Source organism: Serratia sp. (in: enterobacteria) (genome assembly GCF_051654945.1).
Lineage (GTDB): Bacteria > Pseudomonadota > Gammaproteobacteria > Enterobacterales > Enterobacteriaceae > Chania.
The window spans coordinates 599953-614526 of the sequence record NZ_JBOFZA010000081.1 but is presented as its reverse complement, the minus strand read 5'-3'; the positions used below and the strand labels follow the sequence as shown (position 1 = coordinate 614526).

12 protein-coding genes are annotated in these 14574 nt (G+C 52.9%); 8 read left to right on the top strand and 4 right to left on the bottom strand.

The genetic code is table 11. The features are described 5' to 3' along the window. Nucleotides 1–13: 13 nt before the first annotated feature. Together pntB and pntA are read right to left on the bottom strand one after the other, a co-directional pair. Complete coding sequence (gene pntB, locus ACRDCA_RS19270) at nt 14–1405, bottom strand: Re/Si-specific NAD(P)(+) transhydrogenase subunit beta (RefSeq protein WP_021177867.1); 1392 nt, start codon at nt 1403–1405, stop codon at nt 14–16. Nucleotides 1406–1417: 12 nt separating this feature from the next. Beyond that, nucleotides 1418–2944: a Re/Si-specific NAD(P)(+) transhydrogenase subunit alpha gene (gene pntA / locus ACRDCA_RS19265; RefSeq protein WP_438690966.1), complete on the bottom strand. Its 1527-nt coding sequence runs from the start codon at nt 2942–2944 to the stop codon at nt 1418–1420. 528 nt (nt 2945–3472) lie between these two features. On the opposite strand from pntA, the gene ydgH reads away from it, so the two are divergent. Further along, nucleotides 3473–4423 (top strand): DUF1471 family protein YdgH, encoded by a 951-nt coding sequence (gene ydgH, locus ACRDCA_RS19260; protein WP_438690965.1) that lies wholly within the window; start codon nt 3473–3475, stop codon nt 4421–4423. A gap of 229 nt (nt 4424–4652) precedes the next feature. Next, nucleotides 4653–6044, top strand: a complete 1392-nt coding sequence (locus ACRDCA_RS19255; protein ID WP_025119130.1) for an amino acid permease — start codon at nt 4653–4655, stop codon at nt 6042–6044. A gap of 30 nt (nt 6045–6074) precedes the next feature. Here the strand turns inward: ACRDCA_RS19255 and ACRDCA_RS19250 are convergent, their stop codons facing one another. After that, the gene (locus tag ACRDCA_RS19250; RefSeq protein ID WP_438690964.1) at nt 6075–6491 is read right to left on the bottom strand and encodes a hypothetical protein; all 417 of its coding nucleotides are present in this window, start codon (nt 6489–6491) and stop codon (nt 6075–6077) included. A gap of 120 nt (nt 6492–6611) precedes the next feature. Here ACRDCA_RS19250 and folM point away from each other — a divergent pair, with 120 nt between their 5' ends. The 6 genes from folM (at nt 6612) to ACRDCA_RS19220 (ending at nt 12371) form a co-directional block, all read left to right on the top strand. Then, complete coding sequence (folM, locus tag ACRDCA_RS19245; RefSeq protein WP_438690963.1) at nt 6612–7334, top strand: dihydromonapterin reductase; 723 nt, start codon at nt 6612–6614, stop codon at nt 7332–7334. A 71-nt stretch (nt 7335–7405) separates the two neighbouring features. After that, entirely contained in the window at nt 7406–8134 is a 729-nt protein-coding gene (rstA, locus tag ACRDCA_RS19240) for a two-component system response regulator RstA (protein ID WP_438690962.1), read from the top strand. Further along, nucleotides 8131–9435: a two-component system sensor histidine kinase RstB gene (rstB, locus tag ACRDCA_RS19235; RefSeq protein ID WP_438690961.1), complete on the top strand. Its 1305-nt coding sequence runs from the start codon at nt 8131–8133 to the stop codon at nt 9433–9435. The genes rstA and rstB overlap by 4 nt, the downstream gene beginning before the upstream one ends. A 55-nt stretch (nt 9436–9490) precedes the next feature. Further along, nucleotides 9491–10987 (top strand): carboxypeptidase M32, encoded by a 1497-nt coding sequence (locus ACRDCA_RS19230; protein ID WP_438690960.1) that lies wholly within the window; start codon nt 9491–9493, stop codon nt 10985–10987. A 119-nt stretch (nt 10988–11106) separates the two neighbouring features. Beyond that, nucleotides 11107–11907 (top strand): MBL fold metallo-hydrolase, encoded by an 801-nt coding sequence (locus ACRDCA_RS19225; protein WP_438690959.1) that lies wholly within the window; start codon nt 11107–11109, stop codon nt 11905–11907. Nucleotides 11908–12032: 125 nt separating this feature from the next. Next, on the top strand, nt 12033–12371 hold the full coding sequence (locus ACRDCA_RS19220) for a colicin E1 family microcin immunity protein (protein ID WP_438690958.1): 339 nt from the start codon (nt 12033–12035) through the stop codon (nt 12369–12371). An 11-nt stretch (nt 12372–12382) separates the two neighbouring features. Here the strand turns inward: ACRDCA_RS19220 and ACRDCA_RS19215 are convergent, their stop codons facing one another. After that, complete coding sequence (locus ACRDCA_RS19215; protein ID WP_438690957.1) at nt 12383–14161, bottom strand: colicin-like pore-forming protein; 1779 nt, start codon at nt 14159–14161, stop codon at nt 12383–12385. Between the last annotated feature and the right edge of the window lie 413 nt (nt 14162–14574).

Sequence of the window (14574 nt, the reverse complement as noted above, 5' to 3'; positions counted from 1 at the left end):
TATACCCGTTAAATTACAGCGCGCGCAGGATCGCTTCCACGCTGGCTTTGGCATCGCCAAACAGCATCTGGGTGTTCTCTTTAAAGAACAGCGGGTTCTGCACCCCGGCATAGCCGGTATTCATCGAGCGTTTGAACGCGATAACGTTTTGCGCTTTCCACACTTCCAGCACCGGCATACCGGCGATTGGGCTGCGCGGATCTTCCAACGCCGCCGGGTTCACCGTGTCGTTGGCACCAATGACCAGGACGGTATCGGTGTCCGGGAAGTCATCGTTGATCTCGTCCATTTCCAGCACCACATCGTACGGCACGCGGGCTTCCGCCAGCAGCACGTTCATGTGGCCCGGTAAACGGCCCGCCACCGGGTGAATACCGAAGCGCACCTTGATGCCGCGCGCGCGCAGCTTCTCGGTGATTTCCGCTACCGGATACTGCGCCTGTGCCACCGCCATGCCATAGCCTGGGGTGATGATCACCGAGGTGGAGTTACGCAGCTGTTCGGCCACTTCTTCCGCCGTGGTTTCACGGTATTCGCCCATTTCTTCGGCATCGCCGGTTGAGGAACCATCGGTACCAAAACCACCGGCAATCACGCTGATAAAGGAGCGGTTCATCGCCTTACACATGATGTACGACAGGATCGCACCGGAAGAACCGACCAGCGCACCGGTCACGATCAGCAGGTCGTTGCTCAGCATAAAACCTGCCGCCGCAGCTGCCCAACCCGAGTAGGAGTTCAGCATCGACACCACTACCGGCATGTCTGCCCCACCGATTGACGCCACCAGATGCCAGCCGAAGCCCAGGGCAATCACGGTCATGATCAGCAGTGCGAACACTTCCCAACCGACGCTATTGGTACGCACGAACAGCACCATCAACAGGAAGGAAACCACCAGCGCAGCCAGGTTCAGCTTGTGACGGTTAGGCAACATCAGCGGCTTGGAAGAGATAATGCCGCGCAGTTTGCCGAAGGCCACGATAGAACCGGTAAAGGTTACCGCACCGATAAAGATGCCGAGGAACACTTCGGTAAGATGGATATTTTCCATCACCGGCTCCATGGCAACCGTACCGTGATCCAGGTAGCTGTTGAAGCCTACCAGCACCGCAGCCAGACCCACGAAGCTGTGCAGTACCGCCACCAGCTCTGGCATTTCGGTCATTTCGACCTTCTTCGCCAGATAGACGCCGATGGAACCACCGATGATCATCGCGATAATGATCCAGCCCACGTTGCCGGAATCCGGCCCGAGGATGGTGGCGATCAAGGCGATCGCCATCCCAGCCACGCCGAACAGGTTGCCCTGCTTGGACGTTTCATGGCGCGAAAGACCGGCCAGGCTGAAAATAAACAAAATAGCGGCAACAATGTATGCAGCTGTAACTAATCCACCAGACATTTTTGTTACCCCTTAGTTTTTGCGGAACATCTTCAGCATGCGCTGAGTGACGGTAAATCCACCAAAAATGTTGATGCTGGCGATCAGTACCGCGACAAAGGAGAGGAAACTCACCCAGCCGCCACTGCCGATCTGCAACAACGCACCGACCACGATAATCCCTGAGATCGCGTTAGTGACCGACATCAACGGGGTATGCAATGCATGGCTGACGTTCCAGACCACGTAGTAACCCACCACGCAGGCCAGCGCAAACACGGTAAAGTGAGACAGGAACTCTTTTGGTGCCGAATTGGCAAACCATCCGAACAGAATGATCGCCAGTGCGATCAGGCCGTATTTCACCACAGGTGAGGTTGGTTTCTTTTCAATCTTCTCGATTGGCGCAGCGGCAGCCTGCTTCGGCTGGGCTGAGACCTGGATCGGCGGTGCTGGCCAGGTAACTTCACCATCGCGCACCACGGTCACGCCGCGGATCACGGTGTCTTCGAAGTCGATATCGATTTCACCGTTTTTCTCTTTCGACAGCAGCTTCAGCAGGTTCACCAGGTTGGTGCCGTAAAGCTGTGAGGACTGGGTCGGCAAGCGGCTTGGCAAGTCGGTATAACCGATGATCTTCACGCCGTTTTCGGTGATGGTCACCTGGTCTGCTACGGTCAGCTCACAGTTACCACCGGTTTGCGCGGCCAGATCGACAATCACGCTGCCCGGCTTCATGGAAGCCACCATCTCTTTGGTGATCAGTTTCGGTGCCGGACGGCCTGGGATCAGCGCCGTAGTGACGATAATGTCCACTTCCTCTGCCTGAGCGGCAAACAGCGCCATCTCCGCTTTGATAAAGGCTTCCGACATCACTTTGGCATAGCCATCGCCGCTGCCGGCTTCTTCCTCAAAGTCCAGCTCGAGGAATTCTGCGCCCATACTCTGTACTTGCTCTTTCACTTCCGGGCGGGTGTCAAAGGCGCGAACGATCGCTCCCAGACTACCTGCTGCACCGATAGCGGCCAAGCCAGCAACGCCAGCGCCGATAATCATCACTTTTGCCGGGGGGACTTTACCCGCTGCGGTGATCTGACCGGTGAAGAAACGCCCGAACTCGTGCGCCGCCTCAACGATAGCGCGATAGCCTGCGATATTGGCCATCGAACTCAGTGCATCCAGAGACTGCGCACGTGAAATACGTGGCACGGAATCCATGGCCATAGCGGTCACGTTGCGGGCCGCCAGCTTCGCCATCAATTCTGGATTTTGCGCAGGCCAGATAAAGCTGACTAACGTACTGCCTTCACGCATTAACGCAATTTCTTCCTCTAACGGCGCGTTCACCTTCAGGATCAGATCCGATTGCCACACATCGGCAGTATCGGTAATTGTTGCCCCTGCGGCTTGATAAGCAGCATCTTCAAAGCTTGCCAGTTTTCCCGCCGCGCTTTCGATCGCGACGGTAAAGCCCAGTTTCAGCAGTTGTTCTACCGTTTTCGGCGTTGCTGCAACTCGGGCTTCATTGGCCAACCGTTCTCTTGGTACACCAATACGCATAATGTTCCCTTCTCACCTGTTCTGATGATGTTTATTATCGTCTTACCCATAGTGATGGCACCGGCTGGCAGGCTTTTTTATCGCCCTTGCCTGTCAGCAAATTAAGGTGCCACCTATAACCTACTGAAAATGTGATCGATGATCCATATTTGCTTACGTCTACCCGTCAGTTTTTACATAAAAATGCAGCTAAGGCTATGACAAATCTCAAATCTGGATGGAAAAACGGCTGGAAAGGCCCTTTTCAGCGCACTATTGTGCAGAGCGGGCTCCAGGCCACTTCCTATCCGCTGCGGCAAGTCAGCATAAAAGTTATAAAATTGTGAATAATTAACATTAATGAGATCTAACGCTTTATTCTTGAAACTTATAATGCTTGGGCCTCAACGCAACGGCTCAATACTGTTGCATCACATAACATAAAATGCTGAGACACCCGCCAAGGTTACATGGCATAATCTGCGGCTGAATTACACCTAAACTGTTCAGCACGTTTAAACGTTACTGCGCTTGGCGAAAGGATTTTTTATGAAGCTGAAGACCACGATCATCGCATCAGCCTTGTTATCACTCACCGCGCTGTCTGTGCATGCCGCGCAAGAGTTAACTCCTGAGAAAGCAGCGGCCATCAAGCCGTTTGATCGCATCACCATTACCGGCCGTTTCAATGCTATCAACGAAGCTGCCGATGCCGTATCCCGCCGTGCAGATAAAATGGGGGCCGACGCCTTCTATATTCAGGATATCAACAACGGGAATAACGGCGGCAACTGGCGCGTCACCGCAGACGTCTATCATAAAGATGCCCCAGAAGTCAGCAAAGAGACCAAATACCGCGTTATCAACGGCGTGAAAGAACTGCCAAAAGACGAAGCCTTCCTGCTTGAGCCTTACGATACCGTCACCGTCAGCGGCTTCTACCGCAGCCAGCCAGACATCAATGACGCCATCAGCAAAGCCGCACAGAAGAAAGGCGCTGCCTCCTTCTTTATCGTGCGTCAGGTTGATGCCAACCAGGGCGGCAACCAGTTCATTACCGCTTATATCTACAAGGCCGATGCCCCTAAACGTGTGGTGCAGAGCCCGGATGCCGTTCCTGCCGATTCTGAAGCCGGTAAAGCCATGTTGGCTGCTGGTGGTGCAGAAGCCGCCAAGGTCGAGATCCCTGGCGTCGCCTCTTCTGGCTCACCAGCCCGTGATGTTGGCCGTTTCTTCGAAACCCAGACCTCTACCGGCCAACGTTACACCGTAACACTGCCGGACGGTACCAAGATCCAGGAAGTGAATAACATCACCGCCGCGCAGATGGTGCCGTTTGATTCCGTGACCTTCACCGGCCACTTTAACAGCATGACCGACGTTTCCACCGAAGTGGCGAAACGTGCCGCAGCCAAAGGCGCCAAGTATTACCACGTTACGCGCCAGTGGCAGAACAAGAGCGGCGGCAACCTGACCGTCAGCGCCGATCTGTTCAAATAACCCCTGCTGTCTGGTTAAACGAAGGGCTGCCAGCGTGCAGCCTTTTTTTAGGCCACTGCTGAATAAGTTTTTAGCAAACTCGCATAACCAATCATTGCATCCGCAAGCATCTCCCCTTAGAATTTGCGCCAATTTTTAGCTCCTTTGCCTACCCTTGCGACAATTGCCATAACGTTATGGCTGGCCCGCACGGAACGCATAGTCGTTTATTCTGTCTCGGGATCCATCATTGGAAAGAAAACTTGGTCTTACCGCGTTAACCGCCTTGGTACTCAGCTCAATGCTGGGCGCGGGTGTCTTTAGCCTGCCACAGAATATGGCCGAGGTTGCCAGCCCGGCGGCCCTGCTGATCGGTTGGGCCATCACCGGCGTGGGCATCCTGTTCCTGGCGTTTGCCATGCTGCTGCTGACCCGTCTGCGCCCTGACCTGGACGGTGGGATCTTCACCTACGCCAAAGAAGGCTTTGGCGAACTGGTGGGTTTCTGTTCCGCATGGGGATACTGGCTGTGTGCAGTGATCGCCAACGTTTCTTACCTGGTGATCGTGTTTGCCGCGCTGAGTCTGTTTACTGACCGTAGCGGTACGGTGATCCTGGGGGATGGCAATACCTGGCAGGCGTTGATCGCCGAATCCTTGCTGCTGTGGATCGTCCATGCCCTGGTATTGCGCGGCGTGCAGACGGCAGCCAGCATCAATCTGGTTGCCACCCTCGCCAAGCTGTTGCCGCTCGGTCTGTTTGCCGTGCTGGCCGCGATCGCGTTCCGTATGGATACCTTCACCCTGGATTTCCACGGTGTTGCCCTTGGTACGCCCGTCTGGCAGCAGGTTAAGGACACCATGCTGATCACCCTGTGGGTATTTATCGGGGTTGAAGGTGCGGTGGTGGTTTCCGCCCGTGCCCGACAGAAAAAGGACGTTGGCCGCGCCACCATGCTGGCCGTGGTGTCCGCTTTGGCGGTTTATCTGGTGATCACCCTGCTATCGCTAGGCGTGGTACCGCGCAGTGAACTGGCCGAAATGCGCAACCCGTCAATGGCGGTGCTGATGGTGGATCTGATCGGCCCATGGGGTGATGTGATCATCGCCACTGGCCTGATCGTGTCGGTTTGCGGAGCTTACCTGAGCTGGACCATCATGGCGGCCGAAGTGCCGCTGCTGGCCGCTCAGCACGGCGCCTTCCCCAAAATTTTCCGCAAACAAAACCAGAACCACGCCCCGTCCGCCTCTTTGTGGCTGACCAATTGCGCCGTGCAGGTCGCGTTGGTGATAATCTGGCTGACCGGCAGTAACTACAATTCACTGCTGACCATCGCTTCTGAAATGATCCTGGTGCCGTATTTCCTGGTCGGAGCCTTCCTGTTCAAGGTAGCCCGCCAGCGGCAGGACAAGCGTCTGATTTTCGCCGCTACCGGTGCCTGCCTGTATGGGCTATGGCTGCTCTATGCTTCGGGGCTGATGCACCTGTTGATGTCGGTGCTGCTTTATGCACCAGGCCTGCTGGTGTTTATGTATGCCCGCAGTGGGCATCAGGAGGTGAAATTGCTCAACCGACTGGAAAAAGGTAGCGTTCTGCTGCTGTTGGCCGCCACGATCCCGGCCGGATGGTTTATGTTGCAGTAATACCGCAAAATACCGGGTGGCGACACCCGGTTAATTACCCGCGATCGGTTGGGCGTTAATGGTGATCCGCTCGCCGACCTGCGTCACCATCACCGAGGTACCACACTCTTTCTCAATGGCCGCCAACTGTTCCGCCGCCAGCGGATACGGTAGCTGGATATCAAACACCGCCAACTGCTGCTGCCGTGCCAGATCGATCAGGCGTATAATATTGACCTCATCGCTGACCTGCGTAGAAACTACCTGTAACGCCAACTCCTTCAACTGATCCTGACGTGAGCGAGAGTCTGCGACGCGTGATTTCAAAACCATGCCAAAGATCGGCATCACACCATAGATTGCATCGATAAAGCGCCACTGTTTTTTGCAGGAGGCGGATAAAAAATCCGTATAGTCAAAACAAACCCTCTCACTGCGCGCGACGAATGTAAGATGATCGTTATGCATCCTCGGTACCCTTTTGGTGGCCAGTGCTGAAATATCATCGATGGCAAACGCTATCCGCTTTCTGACGTATAATGGCATAATTCCCTTAATGTTTGCCAGTTTGCTCAGGAGCTTTACTCGATGGTCTCTCATAATTCGGCCCCTGTGCTGATCACCGGCGGTGCCCGCAGGATCGGGTTGGCTCTGGCCAAGTCATTTTTGCAACGCGGCGTACCAGTGATCATTGCCTATCGCAGTGAATACCCTGCATTAGCCGAACTCAAACAGCTTGGGGCGATTTGCCTGCAAGGCGACTTCTCTGCGCATGATGGCATCTACCAATTTGCCGATCGGGTCAAACAGGTCACCCCCAAGCTGCGTGCCGTGATCCATAATGCCAGTGCCTGGTTGGCGGAATCTGACGATACGCCACCGGAACAGGTGATGGCCTCAATGTTACAGATCCACGTTTACACCCCTTACCTACTTAACCAATTGCTGGAGCCTTGCCTGCTTGGCCAAGGGCAAGCCGGTGCCGATATCATTCACCTGACGGATTATGTGGTGGAAAAAGGTAGCGACAAACACATTGCCTATGCCGCCAGTAAGGCCGCGCTGGATAACATGACCCGTTCCTTTGCCCGCAAATTGGCCCCCGAAGTCAAAGTGAATGCCATCGCCCCGGCGCTGATCATGTTCAACATCGGTGATGATGAGGCGTATCGTCAGCAGGCGCTGAGTAAGTCGCTGATGCAAATTGCCCCTGGAGAGAGCGAAGTGGTCAATCTGGTGGATTATCTGATGAGCAGCCGTTACGTCACCGGGCGCACTCACGGCGTGGATGGCGGACGACCGCTGCGATAAATAATGTGCATGGCGCAACACCGAGCAGCGCGCTATGCTGAATGCCGTTTTTCCTATAAAACCACCCTATTATGACTAAAATTGTTTTTGTAGAAGACGATCCGGAAGTCGGCAAGCTGATTGCGGCCTATCTGGGTAAACATGATATTGACGTCATTATCGAACCACGTGGTGATACAGCCCAGGCCTGCATTGAGCGGGAACAGCCAGATCTTGTACTACTGGACATCATGCTGCCCGGCAAGGACGGCATGACACTGTGCCGCGATTTGCGTCCGGTTTACCCAGGCCCGATCGTGTTGCTCACCTCGCTGGACAGCGATATGAATCACATCCTGTCGCTGGAAATGGGCGCGCATGACTACATCCTGAAAACCACGCCGCCCGCAGTGCTGCTGGCTCGCTTGCGCTTACACCTGCGCCAACACGGCGGCAACCAGCCAAAAGAAGAGCAGACGCAGAACATCACCCAACATAATGCTCTGCATTTTGGGTTGCTGTGCATCGATCCGGTCAACCGTGAGGTGACGTTGGGGGAAGAAGTGATCACCCTTTCCAGCTCGGATTTCGATTTGCTGTGGGAGCTGGCGACCCATGCCGGGCAAATCATGGCCCGCGAAGCACTGCTGCAAAATCTGCGCGGTGTCAGCTACGATGGTATGGATCGCAGTATCGATGTGGCCATCTCGCGCCTGCGGCGCAAACTCTATGACAATGCCCTGGAGCCGTTCCGTATCAAGACCGTGCGTAACAAGGGCTATCTGTTTGCCCCCAACGCCTGGGCATCGGTGCAACAATGAGAAAACTGTTCGTCCAGTTCTTTTTGCTGCTGTTCGTCTGCTTTCTGGTGATGGCGATGTTGGTTGGCCTGGTTTACAAGGTCACCGCCGAGCGCGCCGGCCGCCAATCAATGGACGACCTGATGAAAAGCTCACTGTACCTGATGCGCAGCGAGCTGCGGGAGATCCCGCTGAAGGACTGGAACAAAACCATCGCCACCCTGGATTTAAACCTGTCGTTCAAACTGCATATCGAGCCGCTCGGTAAACAGAACCTGAGCGAAGATCTCACCAAGCGCTTGCGGCTGGGTGAAATTATCGCGTTGGACGATCGCTACACCTTTATGCAACGCATTCCACGCAGCCATTACGTGCTGGTTGTCGGCCCTATCCCTTACCTGTTCTACCTGCACCAGATGCGGATCCTGGATTTGGTGCTGCTGATTTTTATTGGTATGTCGCTGGCCCTGCCGGTGTTCCTGTGGATGCGCCCGCACTGGCAAGACTTGCTGAAACTGGAAAATGCCGCCCAGCGGCTGGGGGCCGGTCATCTCGATGAACGCACGCATTTCGTCCCCACCTCCAGCCTTTACCGACTGGGCGTTGCGTTCAATCAGATGGCCGATAACGTCAACACGTTGATCGTCAGTAAAAAACAGCTGATTGACGGTATTGCCCATGAGCTGCGGACTCCGCTGGTCCGCCTGCGCTACCGCTTAGCCATGAGCGATAACCTGACCGACGGCGAGCAGCAGGCGCTGAACCGCGATATCGGCCAGTTGGAATCATTGATCGATGAGCTATTGACCTATGCGCGCCTGGATCGGCCGCAGGTAGCACTGAATATTGAGCCTATCGATCTGCCCGGCTGGCTACGGGATAAGGTGGCCGATATCCAACTCATCCATCCAGACCACGACATCGAGCTGAATATCCCGCATGTCGGTGATTTTGGCGGTGTCGATCTGCGGCTGATGGAGCGCGTGTTGGACAATCTGGTCAACAATGGCCTGCGCTATTGCGAACGGCGTTTGCGCGTCGGCCTGTGGTTTGACGGTGATGCCGCATGCTTGCAGGTGGAAGACGATGGTCCAGGCATTCCTCCGGAAGAACGCGAACGGGTGTTCGAACCTTTCGTCCGCCTCGACCCAAGCCGCGATCGCGCAACCGGCGGCTGCGGACTTGGATTGGCGATCGTGCACTCCATCGCCGTAGCCTACCAAGGCCAGGTCTTTGTGGAAGCCAGCTCATTGGGCGGCGCCAGTTTCCGCTTCTGCTGGCCGATTAAACCCCTGTTAGATAACAAAACAGAGCCGGCATAACGATCCGGCCCCGTTGGCCTGCAACTATTTCAACGGGTTCACTATGGAGTCCAAAATGACGTCTAAATCATCCCCTACTGCTTACGACCAGCTACGCGCTCTGTTCACCCGACTGGCACGCTTTGATCACCTCTCGGCCATCAGCGGCTGGGATATGCAAACCATGATGCCGCCGGGCGGCAATAAAGCGCGCTCAGAAGCATTAGCGGAATTGAGCGTGTTGAAACATCAGATCCTGACGGCGCAGAAAACGGGCGAATTGCTCAACCACGCGCAACAAGAGTCACTCGACGAATTTGACCGTGCCAACCTGCTCGAAATGCGCCGTCAGTATGACAATGCCGTGCTGGTGCCAGAAGCGCTGGTCGAAGCCAAATCCCTGGCCGGTGCCCGCTGTGAACATGCCTGGCGCACCCAACGCCCGGCCAACGACTGGCAAGGCTTTAGCGAGAACCTGCGCCAAGTGGTCAAACTGAGCCGCGAAGAAGCCCAGATCCGTGCTCAGGCGGCAGGAGTCAGCCGCTACGATGCGTTGCTGAACCTGTATGAGCCGGGTATGCGCAGCAGCGATCTGGACCGTATCTTTGGCGATCTGAAAACCTGGCTGCCCGACCTATTACAAAAAGTGGTTGCCAAACAGCAACAAGAACCCTGCCTGATCCCGCAAGGCCCGTTCGATGTCGATACTCAGCGTAAGCTGAGTCTAAGCGTGATGAAACTGCTCGGCTTTGACTTTGACGGTGGCCGGGTTGACGTCAGTGCTCATCCGTTCTGCGGTGGCGTTCCGGAAGACGTGCGTATCACCACCCGCTACAACGAGAAAGAATTTCTTACTGCACTGCTCGGCATCGTGCATGAAACCGGTCACGCACGCTACGAGCAGAATCTGCCGCGTGAGTGGTTGGGCCAACCCATTGCGCAAGCCCGCTCAACGGCGATCCACGAATCACAAAGCCTGTTTTTTGAAATGCAGTTGGCCCGCGGCAGCGACTTCCTGAAAGTCCTGCGGCCTTTGATCGTCAATCAGTTTGGCGCACAACCGGCATTGGAAGAAAGCAACTTTATTCGCCTTAATCAGCGGGTAAGACCTGGCCTGATCCGCGTCGACGCTGATGAGGTCAGCTACCCTGCTCACGTGATTTTACGCTATGAGATCGAGCGTGCGTTGATCGAAGGCGAGATCGAGGTAGAAGATATTCCAGCGCTGTGGAATGAGAAGATGCACAGCTACCTTGGCCTGGATACCGTGGGTGATTATCGCAACGGCTGTATGCAGGACATTCACTGGACGGACGGTGCCTTTGGTTACTTCCCAACGTATACGCTGGGTGCCATGTATGCCGCTCAACTGTTCGATAGCGCACGCAGCGCAATGCCGAAACTGAGCGAAGATATTGCTGCCGGTAATTTGACCGAGCTATTCCATTGGCTGCAGCAGAATATCTGGCGTCACGCCAGCCGCTATCCAACCGATACGTTGATCGCCAACGCTACCGGCAAGACGCTGGACCCAAGCTATTTCCGCCAGCATTTGGAAAGCCGTTATCTGTAGAAGAGATACCTAACATTACGTTCAGTGACGCCCCTCACCCCCAGGAGAGGGAACCGATCGAGTTCGCTGTAGCACAGAATGAGGGGATGAATATTGGTAGCCTTAATCAAAGAGTCCGCATGACGTTAACCATCAATGTGTTACTTGAGAACCGCCGGGCTGCCGGTGCGGATAAAGCGTTAACCACCAAGGCCGGGCTGAGCTTACTGGTTCAGGATGGTTCGGACAGCGTGCTGTTTGATACAGGGCCGGACGGCAGCTTTTTGCACAATGCCGATCGGATGGGGATTAGTCTCGATAATTTGACCGCCACCGTGCTCTCCCATGGCCATTACGATCACAGCGGTGGCGTCCCGTGGCTACCTGAAAACAGCCGGATAATTTGCCACCCCGGCGTGCAAGACGTGCGCTATGCTGCCGTTAATCTTCTGGGTCGCGTAAAGAAAATCAAACGGTTATCACCGCAAGTGGATTACTCGCGCCACGCCATTGAGCTGACCCGAACCCCCGTGCATATCAGTGAGCGTTTTATCTGGTCTGGTGAAATCGAAGTTCCCTCTCCCAAAGCCTACGGCATTATTGAAGATGCCAACTCATCGCCTGATTACGTCACCGATGAGGGTGTGCTGATTTATAAGTCCGACCGAGGCCTGATTATCATCACCGGCTGCGGACACCGGGGGGTCATCAACATTGTGCGACACTGCCAGAAGATCACCGGTATCGATAAAATCTACGCGCTGATTGGCGGTTTTCACCTGAGAACGGCCTCACCGCTGCGATTATGGCAAGTGCAGCGTTTTCTCAAGCACATCAAACCTGAAAAAGTCATGGGCTGCCATTGCACCGGCCCTTGGGGGCTGCTGTGGTTGCCGAATACCATTAGCCCGGCGACGGGGGATAAGATCATTCTAGAGTGATCCACTAGCTAGATAAGAATGGTGTAATTCCTGTTTAGTATCCGAACCATTAATGATTGATTAGAACTACAATGGTACACTGCATCAGTAGTGAGTTCGGTGTAAAATACTAAGGAGGAGCAATTATGACATGGGGTTACTATTTAAAAAATATATTTTGGGGAGTATTTTATACCAGTGCCGCATACGGTGCATGGTACAAAAACCCAGAAAGCGAGAGATTAACACTCATCCTCATACTATCCGTAATTAGCTGTATCCTGGTCCCATTCGCAAAAAAGTTCATTGAAATAATAGCGTTGAAATACTCCACCCGAAAATTTTGGCAGCAGGATTTTTTTGTTAGTTCTGTAGGCGGAAGTGTACGAGTGATCTATGATTTATTCTGCCTTGTATTTGCAATATTTTTATCAGCCCTTTACTTATTCATGATTACATTTAAAGCTCTAAGGCATAAACCTTAGAGCCATGTGTTTTAAATTCCTATTAAATTATTCACCTCTTCCATTAAAGAATCATCTATGAAAGCACTAACCAATGTCATTATTATGGCGAAGCCTAATATTCCTAATGGGGACCCAAGGATAATACTAAATGCAAAAGCAGTTAGCGCCGTTGCAGCCCTCCCTGCAGCCAAAGATTCCAGCTTAACAAAAACTGGCCGCCAATTATTGCTCTCAAGCGCTTTTTCTATTTCTTTCACGGTGTCATAACCAACGATTGTCCAACCAACATAGTTAAATGCCTTACTAAACTTGGCTAAACTTTTCGCCATCTGATCGCGGTTTAGTGATTCAAGCGCTTTAGCAATCGCCTCACGATCTTTAACACTAAATTTTTTATTTAGCACATCCTTATACTTATTAAAAGCTTTCAGCGCCTCATCTGCATTGCGGATCTGCTTACCTTTTGCCGCATCCGCCAACTCTTGTGCAATTTTGGCCGACTGCTCACCAAATCTACCAGTTAATTCCGTATAGAAATTAGCCGTGTACTTGACAGCATCCTTAACACGCTCCTGTTCGGCCTTGGCTTCTGCCTCTTGTTTAGCTTTGTCGTTAGCCTGCTTCTGGTTCTGCACATCCGCCAGCGTTTTCCGAGCATTATTGAGCGTGTTCTCCGCATTGAGCTTGTCTCTTCTTGCCTGTTCAAGACGGTTTGCCGCGCGATTGGCCGATTCTCTCGCGGCATTCATCTGGCTTATTGCAGTGTCACGCTCACTAGCCAGTTTTGCGATCAAATCCATCGCACCTTCAAACTCCGCCCACCACGCCTCTTTGCCATAATCAACTTCGGTGTTCCATTTAATAAAATTATCCAGCAGATCACTGTGTCTTTTCCTTTTAGACTCAGCCTGGGCCGCTTTATATTCATAGTCACGGGAAAGTTTTTCAGCACTCGCCTTATCATTGGCGGCTTGATTAATACGACCATTCGCATCGTTTAACGCATTTTGTGCGCTCTGTTCGCTTTGGCGGGCATCATTTTCAGTACGTAGCAGGCCTGCCTCGGTAGTAAGGTCTAGATCTTTAAGCCGATTAACCTCATTTTCTTTTTGACGCTGCTCATTTTCCAGTTGTTCTAACCTGTTTTTTGCCGCATCGATTTCCGCTTGAATATTTTTCACCTGCTCCCGCGCTTTGCCCATTTCCTTTCTGTTTAATGACTGTTGCTCTCTAACCCCCGGGGTGGGCTTCTCTCTCGAATAGAACCAATCTTCATTGTTACGCTTCAAGTATTCTTGTTGCACCCGCCGTTTATTAGCTTCATGACGCAGGACGGTCAGGCGCTCCTTACTGACTTTAAGTTTACTGATGATGGCATTAAGGTTAGCTTTTTCTAATACAGTTTGGTTATCTTTCTTTAACTGACCATTTAGTTCATCAATATCTTTTTGCATTTCCTTAATTTGATTGTCAAGATCGTGGACTTTGTTCGCCGCAAACTCGATAGCCTTATCGGAGTCTTTTCGGAAACTCTCTTTGGCCTCATTACTGAATGGCGTAACATCATCATCCTCAGGATCAAAAGCGCTTATTGGTTTATTGATATCGGAAATCTTCTGATCCCATAGATGCGTAATGTTACTGATTTCTTTTTGCCTCTCCGGTAAGCGATTACCAGACCAGGCTTCAACCACCATGTTGCCATCCGACAGATCAAAGCCACGCTGCCAGCCGTGACCATTCCAATAATATCCCATTGAAGTCAGGACATCGCGTTCGTACTGAGTTGTATCTTCATATCGAGCCATAATTAAATTTCCTTTTCAAATAATAGACGGAATTGAGTGATATCAACCGTATGTCAATACAGCCTTATCCACCTTATGGCGTCTCTTTTTATTCTTCAATTTGAATGCGTATTATTATCGTTAATGTGCGTACCACTACGCAGAATCAGAATTGCAGAGAGCGCTGCATGTGGCACTCTACGTTTCTATCGCTGGGGCATGTCGCGATCTCTTTTTGATGATGCTTAGCTAGCGATGTTCCATAGCCCACGTCCTTCCCCAGAGCACAGGTGCCGCAGGTTGGTGGTCTGCATACCCTCCAATGTATGTTGTAACTAATTTATGGCGTACTCGGCTCAATACAACGAAAGTCACGCCCGCCCAAGCCACTCGTACATTAGGTTACACGCCGAAACCAATCACTCACGGAAAGT

Excerpts from the sequence above, each read along its gene's own strand:
- pntA (WP_438690966.1), bottom strand. The coding sequence starts at position 2,944 with ATGCGTATTGGTGTACCAAGAGAACGGTTGGCCAATGAAGCCCGAGTT.
- pntB (WP_021177867.1), bottom strand. The coding sequence starts at position 1,405 with ATGTCTGGTGGATTAGTTACAGCTGCATACATTGTTGCCGCTATTTTG.
- rstB (WP_438690961.1), top strand. The coding sequence starts at position 8,131 with ATGAGAAAACTGTTCGTCCAGTTCTTTTTGCTGCTGTTCGTCTGCTTT.
- ACRDCA_RS19215 (WP_438690957.1), bottom strand. The coding sequence starts at position 14,161 with ATGGCTCGATATGAAGATACAACTCAGTACGAACGCGATGTCCTGACT.
- ydgH (WP_438690965.1), top strand. The coding sequence starts at position 3,473 with ATGAAGCTGAAGACCACGATCATCGCATCAGCCTTGTTATCACTCACC.
- ACRDCA_RS19225 (WP_438690959.1), top strand. The coding sequence starts at position 11,107 with ATGACGTTAACCATCAATGTGTTACTTGAGAACCGCCGGGCTGCCGGT.
- ACRDCA_RS19250 (WP_438690964.1), bottom strand. The coding sequence starts at position 6,491 with ATGCATAACGATCATCTTACATTCGTCGCGCGCAGTGAGAGGGTTTGT.
- folM (WP_438690963.1), top strand. The coding sequence starts at position 6,612 with ATGGTCTCTCATAATTCGGCCCCTGTGCTGATCACCGGCGGTGCCCGC.
- rstA (WP_438690962.1), top strand. The coding sequence starts at position 7,406 with ATGACTAAAATTGTTTTTGTAGAAGACGATCCGGAAGTCGGCAAGCTG.
- ACRDCA_RS19230 (WP_438690960.1), top strand. The coding sequence starts at position 9,491 with ATGACGTCTAAATCATCCCCTACTGCTTACGACCAGCTACGCGCTCTG.
- ACRDCA_RS19220 (WP_438690958.1), top strand. The coding sequence starts at position 12,033 with ATGACATGGGGTTACTATTTAAAAAATATATTTTGGGGAGTATTTTAT.